The organism is Stenotrophomonas sp. STEN031, from assembly GCF_056759975.1.
In genome coordinates this window covers 23,807-41,723 of sequence record NZ_JBRREA010000036.1, presented here as the reverse complement: position 1 = coordinate 41,723, position 17,917 = coordinate 23,807, and the positions used below count along the sequence as shown (strand labels likewise).

The window sequence follows — 17,917 nt, the reverse complement described above, 5'->3', positions numbered from 1 at the left end:
AATTATAAATAAATTGGTGCCCCTGTCTTTCTGGCGGCGGCGGGTTTTCTCTCTCGTAAACACCCGGGGGTAATACCCCCGGGGGCCCTTGGGGTGTTTTTCACAACCGCGGCCGCGCACCCCGGTTTTTCTCAACCATTCAGCCCAGCCCCCACTCAGGAATGCTATGGTTCAGCCCTGCTTCCAACCTGAATCCCGTGCCGCGCATCCTGCTGCCCCTGCTGCTGTGCCTGACCCTGATCGCTGGTGCGGTCGGTTCGGTGTGGTCTGCGACGGCGATGGCCATGCCGATGCAGGCGATGACGATGGCAATGGAAGCCGGTGACAGCGCGCACGACTGCTGCCACGAGCAGGAAGCAAACCTGCAGTGTGATGCCGGCGACGCCGACAAGGCACCCTCGCCCTGTGCCAGCGGTGACAGCTGCGACTGCAAACAGCATTGCAACATGCTGCCCAGCGTCTCAATGACGCGGCTTGCTCCTATGCGCCATGCCCTGGCGCCAATGCCAGCACTCCCCTCTCGCGAAGACGTGGCCCCGGGCCAGCTCAACCGCCCTCCCATCGCCTGATTCCTGCGCCTTCTGGCGTCCGCAGATACCTGTGCCGTGGCAATCCGCCCTGGCGCACCCTTGATCTGTTCAGGGCATGCAGCAGCGCATCGTGATGCGCCGGCCTGTCCGGGAGTTCCACATGTCTTCTGATTTCCTTTCCGATTCGCGCTCGGTGCTGTCGCGACGTCGCTTCGTGCAGGGCCTGGCCTTGGGCGGCGTGGTCGCCGGCGCCGGCATGGCGCGCATCCCGCAGGCGTTTGCCTCCGGGCGCGCCATGGCGGTGCCGCCGGTTGAGCTGCGCGGCACCGAGCTGAGCCTTGCGATTGGCCGCTCGGCGGTCAACTTCACCGGCCGCACCCGCCCCGCCATCACCGTCAATGGCTCCTTGCCGGCGCCGATCCTGCGCCTGCGCGAGGGCGACACGGTCAACCTGCGCGTGGCCAACACGCTCACCGACGAGATCACCTCCATTCACTGGCACGGCATCCTGCTGCCGGCCAACATGGACGGCGTGCCGGGGCTTAGCTTCAACGGCATCGCGCCGGGCGAGGCCTACCAGTACCGGTTCCAGCTCAAGCAGTCCGGTACCTACTGGTACCACAGCCATTCGCTGTTCCAGGAGCAGGCCGGCCTGTATGGCGCACTGATCGTTGACCCGTTGGCACCGCCGCCCTATCACTTCGACCGCGAACACGTGGTCATGCTCTCGGACTGGACCGACATCGACCCCGATGCGCTGTTCCGGCGCATGAAGAAGATGCCGATGCACGACAACACCTACCAGCGCACGGTCGGTGATTTCATGCGTGACGCACGCAAGGACGGCCTGCGCGAGACGCTGGCCGACCGTGGCATGTGGGGCCGGATGCGGATGACGCCTTCCGACCTGTCCGACATCAATGCCCACACCTACACCTACCTGATGAACGGCACCGCGCCAGCCGGCAACTGGACCGGCCTGTTCCGCAGTGGTGAAAAGGTGTTGCTGCGCTTCATCAACGGCGCCTCGATGACCTACTTCGATGTACGCATCCCCGGTTTGAAAATGACCGTGGTCGCCGCCGATGGCCAGTACATCCATCCGGTCAGCATCGACGAGTTCCGTATCGCCCCGGCCGAGACCTTCGACGTCATCGTCGAACCGACCGGCCAGGATGCCTTCACCCTGTTTGCGCAGGACATGGGCCGCACCGGCTATGCCTGCGGCACGTTGGCCACGCGCCTGGGCCTGCAGGCGCCGATTCCGCAGATCGATCCGCGTCCGCTGCTGACCATGAGCGACATGGGCCACGACATGGGCAGCCATGGCGACCACGGTGCCGGCATGGAAGGGGGTTGCGGCGCCAACATGGGTGCCAAGGGCATGGAAGGTGGCTGCGGTGCGGCGATGGGCCACGGCGCCCATGGCGGCTCCGACAAGTCGCCCAAGCACAAGCCCAGCGAAGCCGGCAATCCGCTGATCGACATGCAGACTGCGGCCACCGAGCCCAAGCTCGACGACCCCGGCATCGGCCTGCGTGACAACGGCCGCAAGGTGCTGACCTATGGCGCGATGCGTTCGCTGTTCGAAGACCCGGATGGACGCGAGCCCGGTCGCGAGATCGAACTGCATCTCACCGGTCATATGGAAAAGTTCGCCTGGAACTTCGACGGCATTCCGTTTGCCGGTGCCGAGCCGATCAGGTTGAACTACGGCGAGCGCATGCGCATCGTGTTGGTCAACGACACGATGATGCAGCACCCCATCCATCTGCACGGCGTGTGGAGTGACCTGGAGAACGCCGACGGCGAGTTCCAGCTGCGCAAGCACACCATCGACATGCCGCCAGGTACACGCCGCAGCTACCGCGTGCGTGCGGATGCCTTGGGCCGCTGGGCCTTCCATTGCCATCTGCTCTACCACATGGAAGCGGGCATGATGCGCGAAGTGAGGATCGACGCATGAAGACCTTCTCTCACTCGCTGTTGTTCATCGCCTTGGCCGCCAGCGGCAACGCCTTCGCGCAGGACCCGCATGCGGGCCACGCCGGGCACGCCACTGAAGCAAAGCCGGCAGTGGATCCACATGCCGGGCACAACATGCCCAAGGCCAAGGCTGCTGATCCGCATGCCGGTCATGCCATGCCCAAGGCGGAAGATCATTCCAGCCACGGCGCGGCTGACCCGCACGCAGGACATGCTATGCCCGCCGATCCGCATGCCGGCCATGCCATGCCCAAGGCGGAAGACCACTCCGGCCACGGCGCGGCAGCTGACCCGCACGCAGGACATGCCATGCCCGCTGATCCGCATGCCGGTCACAACATGCGGGGCGGCAGTGCCAGCAACACGCCGCGCGAACCGATCCCGACGCCGACCAAGCAGGATTTCGACGATGCCTTCCCGGTATTGAAGCCGCACGCGATGGAGCATGCGCCGTCGTTCAACAGCCTGGTGGTGTTCGATCACCTGGAAGCCTGGGATAACGCCCACGGCAGCGGTCAGTCCTGGGGCATCGACTCCTGGTTCGGCAACGACATCAACCGCCTGTGGATCCGCAGTGAAGGCGAGCGCAGCGACAACGCACTCGGCGACTGGTCGGTGGATGCGTTGTACGGGCATTCGATCTCGCCGTGGTGGGACGTGGTCGCCGGTGCGCGGCATGACAACAGCCGCGAATCGCCGGATCTGACCCGTGCCGCGTTCGGCCTGCAGGGTATGTCGCCGTACAAGTTCGAAGTCTCGGCGATGGCTTATATCGGCGGACCGCGCAAGGCCGAGCTGGCCTTCGAGGTGGAGTACGACGTGCTGTTGACCAACCGCCTGATTCTGCAGCCGGTGGTGGAAGCCAGCATCGTTGCCGATGATGATCCGCGCCGCGGTGTCGGCAAGGGCTTGAGCAGCGTGGAAGCAGGCCTGCGCCTGCGCTACGAGTTCACCCGCAAGTTCGCACCGTATGTGGGCTTTCTGCACGAACGCGCATTCGGCGATACCGCCGACCTGCACCGTGATGCCGGCGAAGGCGTGAGCGAATCGCGCTGGGTTGCCGGTGTGCGCTTCTGGTTCTGATTCGTAGTGATGGCGTCGCATGCCGACGCCATCACCACTCTCCCTACAAGGAATACATTTGATGAAGTTCTTTATCCAGGCCGCACTGGTCGGCGCGATCTCCCTTGCCTCCATTTCCATCGCACAGGCCCAACATGCCGGCCATGAGCACCATGCACCGGCGGCCAAGCCTGCTGCGAAGGCACCACAGGCCGATGCAGCGGCAACGTTCAAGCGCTTCGATGCCAACAACGATGGCTTCATCCGCCGCGAGGAGCTGCCCAGCGGTCATCCGCTGCTGCCGCACTTCGGCATGAGCGATGGCAACCGTGACGGCAAGCTCGATGCCAAGGAATTCGAGCGCGGCCTGTCGATGCTGTGATGCCCTACTGCCGCACCGGCCTCCGGCCGGCGCGGCAAACTGTCCAAGGAATCTAGATCATGAAAATGCGTTCAAAGCCGATGTTCTCATTGCTGGTGCTGGCGGCAGGCACCCTGTTGATCAGTGCCTGCAATGCGAGCCCGTCTACTGCTACCACGGCAGCCGCTGCGGTTGCTGCGGCACCTGCGAAGGCGGTTGAAGCTGCGCCGGCTACCAAGGCGTTGCCGTTGGTGGTTGTGCACAAGGACCCGAATTGCGGCTGCTGTGGTGGCTGGGCCGAGCATATGCAGGCCGCCGGCTTCCCGGTGCAGCTCAATGACACCAGCGACATGATGGCGGTCAAACAACGCCTGGGAATCGGTGACGGCATGATGTCCTGCCACACCTCCGAGATTGACGGTTATGTGGTGGAAGGCCATGTACCGGTAGCAGACATCCAGAAGCTGCTGGCCGAGCGTCCGCAGGCGCGCGGACTGGTGCTGCCGGGCATGCCGGTGGGTACGCCGGGCATGAAATCGCCGGATGGCTACCGCCAGGCGTTCACGGTTGCATTGCTCGGCAATGATGGTTCGTTGAGCGAGTTCTCAAAGCACGAGTGATGCCACCGCAATAATGATCGGAGTAGAGCCCCTCTCCCGTGAACGGGAGAGGGGTTGGGGTGAGGGGACGCTTCTAGCCAGGCAACGTCAAAAGCCCCCTCATCCGCCCTCCGGGCACCTTCTCCCGCAAGCGGGAGAAGGGAATGTCCAAAGCCAGAGCGAAAGCCAAAGCCAAGGCAAAGGCAAAGGCAAAGGCAAAGGCAAAGGCCAGAGCCGAAGCTGGAGCCGGAGCCGGAGCAACAGCAACAGCAACAGCAACTACGACTACAACAGCTGCAGACCTCCGACATCTGCAGCCACAACAGCCAAGCTCAAGTTCACTCAGATCTTGAAGTCGTCAAACGCAACCCGCTCATCCGCAACACCCAGCTTGCGCAAGAGCTGCCTGGTCGCCGCCAACATCGCCGGCGGTCCACACAGATAGAACTCGCAACCCGCCAGATCCGGATGCTGCTTCAATAGGTCCTCATGGATAGCTTCATGCACACGACGTGCATCGGCTCCCTGCCCCGACCACACCGGATGCCAACTGAAGTTGGCATGCTCATGCGCCAGCTCCTGCATCTGTTCGACATAGGGGCAATCTCGCTCACCACGGGCGCCGTACCAGTAATGCATACGTTCGCCACCACCCTCATCAAGCCGCTGCTGGACCAAAGCACGTAGCGGCGCCATACCCGCACCAGCGCCAATGAAGATCTTCTCGCGCTCGCTGCCGCTGAGTGCGAAATCGCCAAACGGGCCGCTGTAGCGAACACGGTCACCCTCACGCAGCGTATAGGCATAGGTCGAGCCCTTGCCCGGCGGATGCTTGCGGTTCTCCTGCCAGCCAGGGCTGAAGCGCACCAGCAGCACCAGGCCGCCGTCCGCATTGGACACCGGTGTCGCCAGTGAATACGAGCGCCGAACCGCTGCCCTGTTCTGCAGGGTCGCAGGCAGGGACAGCGCCTTCCAATCCTCTTCATGCTCACCCGGATACCACACCGCACTGCGCGGCAGCTCGTACTCGGGCACGTGCAGCTGCAGATAGCAACCCGGCTGGAACTGCGCATCTGCGGCCTGCTCCGAACGCAGATGGATCTCACGCAGAAACGGGGTCACGGCGACCACCTTTTCAACGATGGCCCAGTGCTCGGTCCACAGGCTTGCACCTCCAGCCACTTCAATCTCGACGTCCTCATCCACCTGCAGATTGCAGGCCAACCGGCAGCCGACCTTGCGCTTGGCGTCTGGCACGTGCGCGCGATCGGCCGCCGTTGCCTTGCCAGCACCGGAACGCACCCGCACTTCGCATAGGCCGCAGCTCTGGCCACCGCCGCAGTTGGAGGGAAGATGGATGCCCTCGCGGGCCAGTGCCACGTAGACGCTGTCGCCGCTGGCCACCTCGACCGTGCGCAGATGCGCGCCGCCCGGTGCATAGACCATCAGCTGTCGACGCGAACGCCAGCGACGCGGGATGAACTCCTGCAGATGGAAACTGGCAATCAGCAACCACACACCGGTCAACGCCAACCACAGGCCGCCTATGCCCATGCCCACTACCAGCGGATTGTTGAAGTTGACCCGGCTGCTGTAATCCATGATGTGCAGCATCCAGAAGATGTCGAACAGCCGCCACGTCGCGTTGCGATGCTCCATCACCTGGCCACTATGCGCGGACACATAGATGCTGGTGTCCTGCGCGTCACTGAAGTCAACGCGCCATACCGGGTCCGGGTTGGCCCGGGTTTCCAAGGTCTTCTCAAGATACTGCGGCGCGGCGGCAACCCCATCACCGGCATAGGCCGCTTGTGCGACTTTCGCCGCGACCGCCGCATCGATGGCGATGCGCTTGCCGTCACGGGCATCGATGACCTCGGTACCTTCCGGCGATTGCAGTCGATACACCGGCTGTTGCAGCAACCAGCCACTGTCCAGCGTTGCCGCCTCACCCTTGGCCGCCGCCAGCGCCACGCTGGGCGACACCGTTGCCGACGGCCAGGCAGGATTGGCAACTGGGACGGCGCGCTGCGCGCTGCCCTCGATCTTCTCCGGGTCGAGCAGGCTCATCATCAGGCCACTGCCCAGCCACACCACGAACTGCAGGCCGACGATCAGGCCCACCCACTTGTGCAAGGTCCGCATCCAGGGCGTCATGCGCTCCTCCGCTTGCCGAAGCTGTAGAACAGCAGCCAGATGCCGCTGAGGGCGAAGCCCAGGCCAATGACCGAAGCGACCCGCAACAAGGTGTTGTTGACGTCGGTACGGTTCTCGTAATCCATGATGTGCAACATCCACACGAAATCGAATACTCGCCACAGGTCGTGCCGGCGTGCCAACAGCTCACCGCTGTCCGGTGATAGATACAGCGTGCTGTCGCCGCGGCCGCTGAAATGCACGGCCCACATCGGTACCGGTCGCGTCTTTACTTCTGACGGCGCGCGGGTGATCCATTCCACCCGCTCCACTTCGCCCTCGCCCTGATACAGCGACTGGGCCAGCGCTATTGCCTGCTCGCGGTCCATCGGCGCCAGGCGTTCGCCGCTGGCGGCATCCACTAGGTACTTCTGTTTGCCTTGGCGGATCTCATAGACCTCGCGTTCCAGCACATGCTTGAGCCGGAACGACTCCATCTGCGGGTAGCGCGTGGCCAGCACATCGACGCCGACGCGCGCGGTCTGCGCCGGCAACGGCGTGCCATGCACGTGGGCCAGGTGGTCGCCATGGATCACGTCCAGCGGCACCACGGTCATGTAGACGCCGCTGAGCATCCACAGCAGCGCCTGCACGCCGATCACCAGGCCGATCCATTTGTGGGCACGGCGTGCCCAGAATGCGGGTTTCATCAACATCGTCCTCGTTCAATGACGCGCCCCGCCGCAGCTGCGGCGGGGCGCATCCAATCACCAGCGGTAGCCGATGCGTGCGTACCAGCGGCGACCCAGCAGGTCGTAGGTCATCGTATCGGTGTTGGCATCGGTATAGCTCTGGATGAACGGCGGCTTCTTGTCGAAGACATTGTCCAGGCCCAGCGATACATCCAGCGCCTTGCTCACCGCGTACTTGAGCTGCAGGTTGTGATAGAACGCGGACGGCGCGTGGTCACCGATGTCACCGCGCGCTGCGTTGATGTCATCGGCACGACCGATGTACTGCGTGCTCCAGGTGCCCGACCATTGGTCGCGCGAGGCATTGACCGAGACCAGGCCGCGCCACTTGGCATAGCTGCCGCGGCCGCCGGTGATCTTGCCGGCGTATTCGATCAGCTCGGCCCCGTCGTACGGCCGCACGTCGTAGCGCTGCAGATAGGAAACATCGGCGCTGACGCTGGCATCGAAGCCCGCTGCCTTGAACTCATACAGCGCGCCGAAGTCGTAGCCGGTGACATGCTCGTTGGCGGCATTGACCGGCTGCGAGGACAGGAAGTCCACTTCGCCGGTACGCGGGTTGCGGGTGAAGTTGCTGGCATCACAGAACGGATGCGCCAGCCCCGGCGTGTTGTAGCAGATGGCCAGCTTGGTGGAGCCGTCGATACGCTGGATCGCGTGCTTGATGCGGATGTTGTAGTGGTCCAGCGTCAAGGTCAGCCCGGACAGGAACTCCGGTGTCCACACCACACCCGCGGTGAACGAGGTGGCGTCTTCCGGCTCCAATGCCGAATTGCCACCGGAGGTGGTGAGGATGGTATTGCCCGGCTGCACATAGCCGGCCGGCACGCCGTAGGCCTGGCAGTTGTCACGCACCGTTGAGCCCGCCGGCAAGGCCGACCAGTTGCTGCATGGATCGGTGGTGGTCAGGTTGCCTTCGGCCACGCCGCCAAACAATTCGGGGATGTTCGGGATGCGGAAGGCGGTGGCGTAAGTGCTGCGCGCTTTCAACGAGGAGTTGATCTGCCAGTCCAGCCCGACTTTGTAGTTGTAATCGCGGCCGAACAGATCGTAATCCGAGGCACGTCCGGCCAGATTCAAGTACAGCGAATCGGCGATGACGTTGTCCTGCAGCAGCGGGATGGCCAGCTCGGCGAAGACTTCCTTGGCGGTGTATTCACCGGCAATCGGGTCCTGCTGGTTGGTGTTGCCAATGCCCAGCACGGTCAGCGGGTCGGGATTGCGCCAGCCGCGCTCCTTGCGCACTTCCACGCCGGTAGCGAAACCCACCCAGCCTGCAGGCAATTCGAAGATCTGTCCGCTCAGGTTGGCGGTGAAACTCTTCTGTTCGTTGCCGCCGGTATCGCGCGAGGTATAGAGAATGTAGTCGAGCACCTCGCGACTGAGGTCGCCGTAACCCAGGTAATCGCCGCAGGGAATTGCCGCACCCGGTACCGGGCTGCATATGCTGCGGTTCAAGGTCTGCTCGACGCGGTCGAGGTTGGCGACATTGTCCGAGCCATCAACGCCGGTGTTGCGGCCCCAGTTCAAGGCCGCCGACCAATCCCAGCCGGTACCGAAATGTCCCTTCAGCCCCACCAGCCCGCGGAAGGTGTTCACCTCCTGCGAAAAATGGCGCGGGCCGGCCTCTTCCAGGCGACGGCGCTGCAGCAGCAGGTCCTGTCCGGTCGGGTTGGTCGGATGATTGGCGGCGATGTTGATCGGCCGGTACACGCCGAGCCCGCCCGGCGCGGCCAACTGGTCGGATTGGCGGTTGGTGTACATCAGCTCGGTGAACACCGTGGTGTTCTCGCTGAGCTGGCTGTCGCCGAACACGCTCATGCTGATCCGCTTGATCGGATTGACCGCATTGAGCGTGGGGTTGCCGTTGTAGTTGTGCTTGGCGGCCGAGTACGGCTCGTAGAAATCGCCGTTGCCGCCCAGCACCTGGTTGAAGTTGACGCGGCTGCCGTCGGCCAGCAGCGCGCGGCCACCTACCGTGGTGGAACTGCCCGAGCACACCAGCTTGCCATCCACTTCGGCCAGGCCACAGGGCGCGCGCGAGGCCATGTTGACCGTGCCACCTTCGGCATAGTTGATGCCAGCCATCAACGAGCCGCGATCACTGGTGACGCCCCAGGCCAGGTCAACAGCGGTTTCATCGCCATCGCCACGCGTGGTCTGGCCGTAGCGCACAGCCGCTTCGGCGCCGTCGAATCCTTGTTTGGTGATGATGTTGACCACGCCCGCGACCGCATCGGCGCCGTAGATGGCCGAAGCGCCGTCCTTGAGCACTTCCACGCGCTCGATCAACGACACCGGGATCATGTTCAGATCGACCGAGCTGTTGGCGCCGGTACCGCCATTGACGATGCGACGGCCATTGAGCAGCACCAGGGTGCGGTTGATGCCGAGGCCGCGCAGGTTGACCTGGGTGGTGCCATAGCCATTTTCGGCCCAGTAGGCATTGCTCTGGCTGCCGGCAAAACCGGCCGAGGCCGGCAGGCGCTGCAACAGCGTGTCCACCGACGTAGCGCCGGAACGTTCGATGGCCTGCGCGTCGATCACGCTGACCGGGCCTACGCCCGACAACTGCGCGCGCTTGATGTGGCTGCCGGTGACCTGCACGGCATCCAGCGTGCGGGCGGCTTCATTCGGGGGTTGCGCGTCCTGCGCGTTGGCGGTGTGGACGGCGCTGGCACACAGCAGCGTGCCGATGGCCGCAGCCAAGGCTTGGGGCTTCAAATACATGTTCTCTCTCGCTGGGATACTGTCTCGGGGCGATAGCCGTGGTCGCAGACGCGCGCACGGTTCACTACTACGTCGTGGTGACGCGAGAACAACCGCTCAGACGATGGGAGGTCGGAAGACGCCAGATACCCTGCCTGCCGGCAGTACCAGCACCGGCAGCGAGGTTTCGGCTGCCACCGGCGGATGTGCACCGGCCAACAACAGCGCCGAGGCGGGGGGATAGATGGTGAATACACACAGGCACTCGCAGCCCACGCCGTCGGCGCAGCTGCAGTCGTCGCCATGATTGGCAGCCGGCTTGCCGGCATGACTGTCGTGGCCGTCGGCGACTGCCAGATCATCTACCGCTGGCACGCCTGGGGCCGGATCGCAGCTGGCCCTGGCCGCGCGGGTGAAGCCGGCAACCGCTGGCGCGCCTTCCGCATGCAGCACCATGCGCGTGCTCGCCCATGCACCGAGCACGCCTTCGACGGCGAGCACCAGCATCAGCAGCAACGGCAGCCACATACGGTAGGACATGAAGTTCCAGACAATCCTGTTATTTGTATATACATACAATGAATAGCGCGAGCAGCGAAACCTTGTCAACCGCCGTGGGTCACGCCGCGCTTCCATCCGTGGTGGCATCCAATCCCGGCAAACCGCGCAAGCCTTGCGCCAGCGTCGCTCCCAGCGCACATCCGGCAATGCATGCGCGCTTCATCAAAAGCTGGGGAACAACGACTATCCTGCGACGCAGCATAGCCAGCGCGCGCATGGCCGACCAGCCACTGAAGGTATGCCGTTGATGATTTTTTGTATCGACGCATGCAAGCTGGAGTGGCGATTTCAAATGCAACTTTCTGCATGAGCATTGCGCTGCCGCGGCTGCACGCCTGCCCTCCCCCATTCATCGCAACAGGATCGATTCCATGAGCCTTCAAACCCTTGCACAACAGCCCGGCGTCGCCGCCCAGGTACCGGCCGAAACCCACGGCTTCGTGTTCAACCACACCATGCTGCGGGTCAAGGACATCCGCGCCTCGCTGGATTTCTACACGCGCGTGCTCGGCTTCCAGCTGATCGACCAGCGTGATTTCGCCGAAGCACAGTTCAGCCTGTACTTCCTGGCCTATGTGCCGGCCGGTGTGCAGGTGCCGCAGGACGACGACGCGCGCCGCTTGTGGATGGCCGGGATTCCCGGCGTGCTGGAACTCACCCACAACCATGGCACCGAGAACCAGGAAGGTCCGGTCTACCACGATGGCAACAGCGACCCGCGCGGCTTCGGCCATATCTGCGTATCGGTGCCGGAACTGGAAGCGGCCTGTGCGCGGTTCGAGGAACTGGGCGTGCCGTTCCAGAAGCGCCTGACCGATGGCCGCATGAAGAGCCTGGCCTTCATCAAGGACCCGGACGGTTATTGGGTGGAGATCATTTCCAATAGCGTGCGTGCCTGATACGAACGTGGCGCGTTGACGAGGCCAGCGCCTCCCCGGGTGCGCGTTGCTTACCCGGGCTACGGGGCTACGGTTTGCATCGCGCTGAACAACAAACGCCGGCATAAGCCGGCGTTTGTTGGTGTCGAACCACTTGGCAGAGGCTGCGACTTACTTCTTGAAGGTGCCGGCCTTGACCAGCACCATCTTCTGCGGATCCACGTACTTGCGGATCACACCATTGACCTGCTGCAGCGTCACCGACTGGATCGCCTGCGGGTAGTTGTCCAGCCAGGCCAGGCCTACACCGCGCTCAACCGTGCCGATGATCGCCGCCGACATGCCGTCGGTATTGCCCAGGCCAACCTGGTAGCTGCCGACCATTGCCTGCTTGCGTGCATCCAGCTCTTCGGCGGTGATGCCGTCCTTCCACCAGCGCTGCAGTTCGCGGCGGGTGCTGGCGATGCCCTTGTCCATCAGCTCCGGTGCAAACGTGGTGCTGATGCCCAGGCCGCCATCCATATAGTCGCTGCCCAGCAGGTTGCCGCCGATGCCGTAGGTCAGGCCTTCCTTCGCGCGCACCGCCGCCATCAGGCGACCGGTGAAGCCCGAACCGAGCACATCCACGCCAACCGTCATCGGCAGGTAGTCGGCATCAGTGTAGCGCAGGCCGGTGGACTGGCCCAGGAACACGCTGACGCTGGCCTTGTCCTTCATCGCGATGCTGTGCTCGGCGGCCTTGGCCGGCAGCCGTGCCGGCGCATCACGCAGGTAATCGACGCCGCCACTCCAGCCGTTGAAGCCGTGTGCAACCGCGGCCTCGATCGCCTTGGCATCGACGTCACCGGCAAACACCAGGGTCATGTGCGCCGGGCCGTAGTACCTGGCATGGAAGGCCTTGATCTGCTCCAGCGTCACCTGCGGTACCGCCTTGAGCATGGCTTCGCGCGGCACTGGTGCGTTGATGCTGCCGGCCGGGAAGATGCTGAGCATCATCGTCTCACGCGCCATCGTGCCGGGATTGTCGCTGGCCTGGCGCAGCGCCGCTTCCAGCTGCACCTTGGCCTTGGCCAGTTCGTCGGCAGTGAAGGCCGGCTCACGCAGCTGCTCGGCGAGCAGGTCGAGCACGGTCGGCAGGTCCTGCTTCAGGCTCTTGCCATAGATGCCGATGCGCGCCGCGCTGGGGCTGAAGGACAGCTGCGCGCCAATGCCGTCGAGCGTATCGGAGATGGCGAACTTGTCGCGGCGGGTGGTGCCGGCTTCCAGCAGCATCGCGGTCAGCGTCGGCACGGCCGGGTTGTCGGCCTTGGCCGCGAGGAAGGCATCACCCAGCGGCATCGAGCCGGTGAAGGTGACCACGTCCTTGACCCCCATCGGGTAGACGATCAGGTCGATGCCTGCCGCCTTGGCGTGCACGGCGGTGTCGGCAACGCCAGCCTGGGCGGCAAATGCAGCAAGGCTGGACAGGGCGGCCAGCGCCAGCGGAATCAGTCGAATACGTTTTGCGTTGTTCACTTGCTGCTCTCCGGCACGAACCAGCCAACCGTGCTCTGCTCTGCGGTGAAATACTTGCCGGCAACGCGCTGCACGTCGGCCGGGGTGACCTTCTCCAGGTCCTTCAGGGCGGTGGAATACAGGGTCCAGTCGCCCATCGCGATGAACTCGTTGAGCGCATCGGCGGCCTGGTCGGTGCCATCGCGGCGGTAGGCTTCCTCGGCGCGGTATGGGCCGAGCACGCGCTTGATCTCCTCGACGCTGACGCCATCACGGGCGACCTTGGCGATCTCGTCGCGGACGATCTGCTCGATCTCCGCGTGCTTGCTGTCCGGGGCCAACGCCACGCTGAGCATGAACAGGCTGGGATCGCGCTGCTGGTACATGCCGCCCGATACCGCCACTGCCTTGCTGGTATCCACCAGCGCACGCTGCAGGCGCGCACTACGACCGCCCTGCAACACCAGCTCCAGCACGTTCAGTGCCGGGATGTCCTTGTCCAGGCCCGCCGGGGCCTTGTACGCCATCATCACCGTGCCGGTCTCGCCGGCGCGGCGCAGCGTGACCCGACGCTCGCCCTGCTGCTCCGGTTCGGTGGTGTAGACCTCGGGGATGGCATGCGGCGAGCGCGGCACCTTGCCGAATTTCTCGCCGATGCTGGCCAGCACCTGGGCGCTGTCGATATCGCCGACCACGGTGACGGTGGCATTGTTCGGCCAGTAGAAGGTGTCGTAGAACGCACGCAGCTTCTCGATCGACACCTTCTCGATATCGCTGCGCCAGCCGATCACCGGATGATGGTACGGATGCGCGTTGTAGGCGGTAGCCCACATCAGCTTCATCAGCGCGCCATTGGGGTTGTTCTCATTGCGCTCGTACTCGTTGCGCACCACGGTCATTTCGCTCTGGCGGTCCTTCTCGCGCAGCAGCAGGCCACGCATGCGGTCGGCTTCGATGGCGATGTAACCGTCCAGCGCAGCCGGCGGCAGCGTGGCGTAGTAGTTCGTGCGGTCCAGCGAGGTGGTGGCGTTGAAACCAGCGCCGACGCGGTCCAGGTAGGTATCGACGTTGTTCTCGCCGTCAAAATTGGTGCTGCCCATGAACATCAGGTGCTCGAGCAGGTGGGTGCCGCCGGTGGTACCGGTCACCTCGTTGCGCGAACCGACCCGGTAGGTCATCTGGAAGGTCACCACCGGTGCGGCGTGGTTGGGCAGCAGCAATACGCTCAGGCCATTGGCGTCGAGCCGGTACTCATCGATGCCATCGAGGGATTTGACGTGGGTGAAGCCATTGACCTTGACCGGCTCGGCCGAGGCAGCGGAGGCTGCCATCAGGCCCAGCGCAAGGCCGGCGCACAACAGGCGTTGCGAAATCATGCGTTGCGTTCTCTTGATATGCGCCCGGGGGCGCGGGGAAGTCAGCGACAGGGGTTCAATCCCGTCCTTGTGGGGTAGCGTTTTCCAGCGCGGAGAGCACGATCTCCGGCGTGAGTACCTCGGGCAGCTCACGCGGCGCACCGCCACCGGCCGGATAGGCCAGGTTGAACGGCACCGCACTGCGGTTCCAGCGCTCGAGCTCGGCGGTGATCAGCGGATCGGCATTGGTCCAGTCGGCTTTCAGCGCGGCCACCTCGTTGTCGCGGAAGTAGTCGTTCACCCGTGCAGCGGCGAACACCACCTTCTTGTTGACCTGGCAGGTGGCGCACCAGCGCGCGGTGAAGTCGACATAGATCGGGCGCCCTTCGGCCTGCAGCTGCTGCACGCGCTCGCTGCTCCAGGGCTCCCATTGCAATGCCTCCGGTGCCGCTGCCCGCGGCCAGCCGAACAACACCGCCGCGGCCAGCACCAGTACACCGGCAACTGCACTGAGCCTGGCCTTGCCACCGCGGGCACCAGGACGGGTACCACGGCCATACAACCACAGGCCGAAACCCAGCAGTGACAATGCGAGCAAGGCATTGAGCAGCGCCGCTTCATGCAACTGTCCGGCCAGCACCCACAGTAGATAGCCGACGGTGGCATACAGCGGGAAGGCCATCAGCTGCTTGAAGGTCTCCATCCACGCGCCCGGACGCGGCAACAGCTTCACCAGCGACGGGAATACCGACAGCAGCAGATACGGCAACGCCAGTCCCAACGCGATCGCAGTGAACACCACGAACGACTGTGCCGTTGGCAAGGCCAGCGCTGCACCCAGCGCAGGTGCCAGGAACGGTGCACTGCACGGTGTTGCCACCACGGTGGCGAGCATGCCGCTGAAGAAGCTGCCGGTTACGCCGCTGCGCGACTGCAGGCCCGAGCCAACACTGGTGGCACGCATGCCCACCTCGAACACGCCGCTGAGGTTCATCGCGAACGCCAGCATCACCAGCGCCAGCACGAACACGAACGGTGCCGACTGCAGCTGGAAGCCCCAACCCAGTTGCTGCCCGCCTTCGCGCAGTACCGCCAGCAGACCAGCCAGCGCCCAGAACGACAACAGCACGCCAGCGGTGAACGACAGCGCATGCACGCTGACCTTGCGCCTGTCACTGCCGGCCTGTTCGATGAAGCCGACCACCTTCAGCCCCAACACCGGGAATACACAGGGCATCAGGTTGAGGATCAGTCCGCCGAGCACCGCGAACAGCAACACCAGCAGCGACAACCGGGTGCCATCGTTGCCATTGGCCGAAGCCGGTGCCGCGCCCAGGTCGGCCGTGCTGACCAGGGCCGTGGCCTCGGCTTCGGCCACGAACGGCAGATCGATGCTGACGCCACGGTACACCCCCTTGGCATCGGTATAGGCCAATACACCGCGCAGCGCTGCATCGGCCGGCATGGTCTCTGCCGGATCCAGGGGCAGCTTCAGCAAGGCGCGTGCACCGCGGTTGCCGATGGTCTGCGGCACCTTGTAGGAGACGAACTCATCGGCCGGGAAGAAATGCAGTTCGGCAATATCGGCTGGTGCAGCCACGCGCAAGGTCAAACCACCCTGCTCGCGGGTCGCGGCCAACTGCCAGCCTTCGCTGGAGCTTGGCATCGGCAAGGCTGCCAGTGCCGCCTGCACATCCGCATCGGGCTGTGGCAGATCGGCACTGACCGGCACGCGCAGGCTCACCGCCGCCTTGCCCGGGATACACACGGTCTCGCACATCAACCAGCGTGCCTGCGCCTTCAGCTCGATCTCGCTGCCGGGCTTCAGGTCGGCCGGCGCGATCAGCCGCACCGGCAGGAAGGACAGGCCTTCGTAGCCGTGGCCGGTGATATTGCCTTCGCGGTCACGTACCAGGATCGGGGTTGGCCACTGGATTGCCTCGGCCGTCCAACCCGGGGGCAAGTCCCACATCAGCTTGGTCGGCAAGCCGGTGCCGGCGTTCTTCCAGAAGCTGTGCCAATGCGGGTCGTGCTGCATGCGCAGCGCCAACTGCAACGGATGGCCCGGCTGCACCGAGCGCTGTGCGGCAACCAGCTCGGCCTGCACCTGTGCCAGCACGCTGCCAGGCAGCAATACGCCCAGCAGCAACAGCGTGGTCAGTGCCGCGCGGCGGAGGGCATCAACGTGCAGGTGCATCTTCAACCTTCTTGATCTGCGCACGCACCGCGCGCTCGACGTCCCACTCGCGCATGCCAACGCCGACGATGGTGCCGTCACCGGCAATCAGGTAGTTCTGCGGCAGCTGCACCACGCCATAGGTCTGCGCGGCCTTGTCCTCGAAGCCCGGCGCCTGCAGGTTGATCCAGGGCAGATCGTTGCTGCCGCCTTCTTCCTGCATGGCCTTGGTCCAATCGTCCTTGTCCTCGTCCAGCGACACGGCGTAGATCTCGAAGCCATGCGCGTGGAACTCGCGGTAGACCTTCAGCAGATGCGGGAACTCGCCGCGGCATGGTCCGCACCAGGAGGCCCAGAAATCCAGCAACACCAGCTTGTTGCGCGCCAGCACCTCGGACAGCTTGACCACCTTGCCGTCCACGCCGACCGCCTCGATGTCGGCATAGGGCTTGCCCGGTCCAAACTTCTCGGCCAGCTGCTGGGTCTTGGCGTAATCGGCGGCCGCCTGCTCCATCTGCGTGATCAAGGGATGTGCGCCGAGCTCCTGCTTGTAGCTGGCCAGCAACTGCGCGCGACGGGCCACGTCGTAACGCTTCCAGTCGTAGTTCTCGCTCAGCACCAGCAGCTTCAGCAGCGCCGGTTCGGCACCGTCAAGGATGGCGGCGTCGTAGTCGTTCCTGACCTTGGTCAAGGCGGCAAACGGCGCAGCCACCGAATCACGCGCGGCTTTCATCGCCGCTTCGTCGTTTTCATCCACGCCGTCGAAAGCCTTGCGGTTGGCCTCGCGGTTGGCCTTGTAGGCCGCTACATAAGCGGGATCTTCCAGATACCCATAGACACGTTCGGTCAGGCTGCCACCCTTGGCCACCGGCCCCAGTGCGCCGGCTTCGATGCGCAGCTCGCCCGGCTCCAGTACCAGCTTCACCGAACCCAGGTTGCCTACCATCAGTACCGCCGGTACGGCCTGCTGCACCTGCCCGCTGAGCACGAACGCACCGCCCTGTGCGGTTGCCGTGGCCACGGGTTCGACATGCAACGGATCAGTCGCCGCGGACGGCACCAGCAACTTGAGCTCGGTCCCATCGGCCAGGCCCGGCAGCGCGCCACGGATGCTGTAGGCACCGCTGCTTGCCGGCGTGGCAGCAGCGCCCTGGGCCGGGCTGGCCGGCGGGGGTTGCGATGGACTGCAGGCAGCGAGGCCGAGTGCAGCAGCGACTGCGCTGGCCAACAGGCAAGCACGCAGAGGGGTGGCGATGGACTTCATGGATTTCCTTGCAGTGGATGCGGTGCGCCGCCGACGAGGGATCGGCGCACCGCG

General features: G+C 64.4%; 15 protein-coding genes. 6 read left to right on the top strand and 9 right to left on the bottom strand.

Annotated elements, in window-relative coordinates:
• Nucleotides 1–161 precede the first annotated feature (161 nt).
• The 5 genes from ACVOLQ_RS15555 to ACVOLQ_RS15535 all read left to right on the top strand — a co-directional run bounded on the left by ACVOLQ_RS15555 (nt 162) and on the right by ACVOLQ_RS15535 (nt 4,559).
• A complete protein-coding gene (locus ACVOLQ_RS15555) occupies nt 162–569 on the top strand; it encodes a CopL family metal-binding regulatory protein (RefSeq protein ID WP_313173298.1) in 408 nt (135 codons plus the stop codon).
• Between the two features lie 121 nt (nt 570–690).
• Nucleotides 691–2,496 (top strand): copper resistance system multicopper oxidase, encoded by a 1,806-nt coding sequence (locus ACVOLQ_RS15550; protein ID WP_481528551.1) that lies wholly within the window; start codon nt 691–693, stop codon nt 2,494–2,496.
• The gene (locus ACVOLQ_RS15545; protein ID WP_481528550.1) at nt 2,493–3,599 is read left to right on the top strand and encodes a copper resistance protein B; all 1,107 of its coding nucleotides are present in this window, start codon (nt 2,493–2,495) and stop codon (nt 3,597–3,599) included. Before ACVOLQ_RS15550 ends, ACVOLQ_RS15545 begins: the two co-directional genes overlap by 4 nt.
• A 61-nt stretch (nt 3,600–3,660) precedes the next feature.
• The gene (locus ACVOLQ_RS15540) at nt 3,661–3,960 is read left to right on the top strand and encodes an EF-hand domain-containing protein (protein ID WP_481528549.1); all 300 of its coding nucleotides are present in this window, start codon (nt 3,661–3,663) and stop codon (nt 3,958–3,960) included.
• A 59-nt stretch (nt 3,961–4,019) separates the two neighbouring features.
• Nucleotides 4,020–4,559, top strand: coding sequence for a DUF411 domain-containing protein (locus ACVOLQ_RS15535; protein WP_481528548.1), 540 nt, complete (start codon nt 4,020–4,022; stop codon nt 4,557–4,559).
• A gap of 321 nt (nt 4,560–4,880) precedes the next feature.
• Here ACVOLQ_RS15535 and ACVOLQ_RS15530 read toward each other — a convergent pair whose 3' ends face one another.
• The 5 genes from ACVOLQ_RS15530 to ACVOLQ_RS15510 form a co-directional block, all read right to left on the bottom strand.
• The gene (locus tag ACVOLQ_RS15530) at nt 4,881–6,695 is read right to left on the bottom strand and encodes a 2Fe-2S iron-sulfur cluster-binding protein (protein WP_481528547.1); all 1,815 of its coding nucleotides are present in this window, start codon (nt 6,693–6,695) and stop codon (nt 4,881–4,883) included.
• Nucleotides 6,692–7,384, bottom strand: a complete 693-nt coding sequence (locus ACVOLQ_RS15525; protein WP_481528546.1) for a PepSY domain-containing protein — start codon at nt 7,382–7,384, stop codon at nt 6,692–6,694. The genes ACVOLQ_RS15530 and ACVOLQ_RS15525 overlap by 4 nt, the downstream gene beginning before the upstream one ends.
• 57 nt (nt 7,385–7,441) lie before the next feature.
• Nucleotides 7,442–10,156, bottom strand: a complete 2,715-nt coding sequence (locus ACVOLQ_RS15520) for a TonB-dependent receptor (protein WP_481528545.1) — start codon at nt 10,154–10,156, stop codon at nt 7,442–7,444.
• Nucleotides 10,157–10,252: 96 nt separating this feature from the next.
• Complete coding sequence (locus tag ACVOLQ_RS15515; RefSeq protein ID WP_481528544.1) at nt 10,253–10,675, bottom strand: CopL family metal-binding regulatory protein; 423 nt, start codon at nt 10,673–10,675, stop codon at nt 10,253–10,255.
• Nucleotides 10,676–10,754: 79 nt separating this feature from the next.
• Entirely contained in the window at nt 10,755–10,988 is a 234-nt protein-coding gene (locus ACVOLQ_RS15510; RefSeq protein WP_481528543.1) for a hypothetical protein, read from the bottom strand.
• Between the two features lie 79 nt (nt 10,989–11,067).
• On the opposite strand from ACVOLQ_RS15510, the gene gloA reads away from it, so the two are divergent.
• Nucleotides 11,068–11,595, top strand: a complete 528-nt coding sequence (gloA, locus tag ACVOLQ_RS15505; RefSeq protein ID WP_481528542.1) for a lactoylglutathione lyase — start codon at nt 11,068–11,070, stop codon at nt 11,593–11,595.
• A gap of 150 nt (nt 11,596–11,745) precedes the next feature.
• On the opposite strand, the gene ACVOLQ_RS15500 is transcribed toward gloA, so the two are convergent.
• The 4 genes from ACVOLQ_RS15500 to ACVOLQ_RS15485 are packed head-to-tail and all read right to left on the bottom strand — an operon-like array spanning nt 11,746 to nt 17,863.
• Nucleotides 11,746–13,089: a M16 family metallopeptidase gene (locus ACVOLQ_RS15500; RefSeq protein WP_481528541.1), complete on the bottom strand. Its 1,344-nt coding sequence runs from the start codon at nt 13,087–13,089 to the stop codon at nt 11,746–11,748.
• The gene (locus ACVOLQ_RS15495) at nt 13,086–14,444 is read right to left on the bottom strand and encodes a M16 family metallopeptidase (protein ID WP_481528540.1); all 1,359 of its coding nucleotides are present in this window, start codon (nt 14,442–14,444) and stop codon (nt 13,086–13,088) included. Before ACVOLQ_RS15495 ends, ACVOLQ_RS15500 begins: the two co-directional genes overlap by 4 nt.
• Nucleotides 14,445–14,499: 55 nt before the next feature.
• On the bottom strand, nt 14,500–16,620 hold the full coding sequence (locus ACVOLQ_RS15490; RefSeq protein ID WP_481528539.1) for a protein-disulfide reductase DsbD family protein: 2,121 nt from the start codon (nt 16,618–16,620) through the stop codon (nt 14,500–14,502).
• On the bottom strand, nt 16,604–17,863 hold the full coding sequence (locus tag ACVOLQ_RS15485; protein ID WP_481528538.1) for a redoxin domain-containing protein: 1,260 nt from the start codon (nt 17,861–17,863) through the stop codon (nt 16,604–16,606). Before ACVOLQ_RS15485 ends, ACVOLQ_RS15490 begins: the two co-directional genes overlap by 17 nt.
• Between the last annotated feature and the right edge of the window lie 54 nt (nt 17,864–17,917).

Coding starts and splice junctions, on each gene's coding strand:
- ACVOLQ_RS15545 (WP_481528550.1), top strand. CDS start 2,493: ATGAAGACCTTCTCTCACTCGCTGTTGTTCATCGCCTTGGCCGCCAGC.
- ACVOLQ_RS15520 (WP_481528545.1), bottom strand. CDS start 10,156: ATGTATTTGAAGCCCCAAGCCTTGGCTGCGGCCATCGGCACGCTGCTG.
- ACVOLQ_RS15490 (WP_481528539.1), bottom strand. CDS start 16,620: ATGCACCTGCACGTTGATGCCCTCCGCCGCGCGGCACTGACCACGCTG.
- ACVOLQ_RS15550 (WP_481528551.1), top strand. CDS start 691: ATGTCTTCTGATTTCCTTTCCGATTCGCGCTCGGTGCTGTCGCGACGT.
- ACVOLQ_RS15530 (WP_481528547.1), bottom strand. CDS start 6,695: ATGACGCCCTGGATGCGGACCTTGCACAAGTGGGTGGGCCTGATCGTC.
- ACVOLQ_RS15485 (WP_481528538.1), bottom strand. CDS start 17,863: ATGAAGTCCATCGCCACCCCTCTGCGTGCTTGCCTGTTGGCCAGCGCA.
- ACVOLQ_RS15555 (WP_313173298.1), top strand. CDS start 162: ATGCTATGGTTCAGCCCTGCTTCCAACCTGAATCCCGTGCCGCGCATC.
- ACVOLQ_RS15515 (WP_481528544.1), bottom strand. CDS start 10,675: ATGTCCTACCGTATGTGGCTGCCGTTGCTGCTGATGCTGGTGCTCGCC.
- gloA (WP_481528542.1), top strand. CDS start 11,068: ATGAGCCTTCAAACCCTTGCACAACAGCCCGGCGTCGCCGCCCAGGTA.
- ACVOLQ_RS15535 (WP_481528548.1), top strand. CDS start 4,020: ATGAAAATGCGTTCAAAGCCGATGTTCTCATTGCTGGTGCTGGCGGCA.
- ACVOLQ_RS15540 (WP_481528549.1), top strand. CDS start 3,661: ATGAAGTTCTTTATCCAGGCCGCACTGGTCGGCGCGATCTCCCTTGCC.
- ACVOLQ_RS15495 (WP_481528540.1), bottom strand. CDS start 14,444: ATGATTTCGCAACGCCTGTTGTGCGCCGGCCTTGCGCTGGGCCTGATG.
- ACVOLQ_RS15525 (WP_481528546.1), bottom strand. CDS start 7,384: ATGAAACCCGCATTCTGGGCACGCCGTGCCCACAAATGGATCGGCCTG.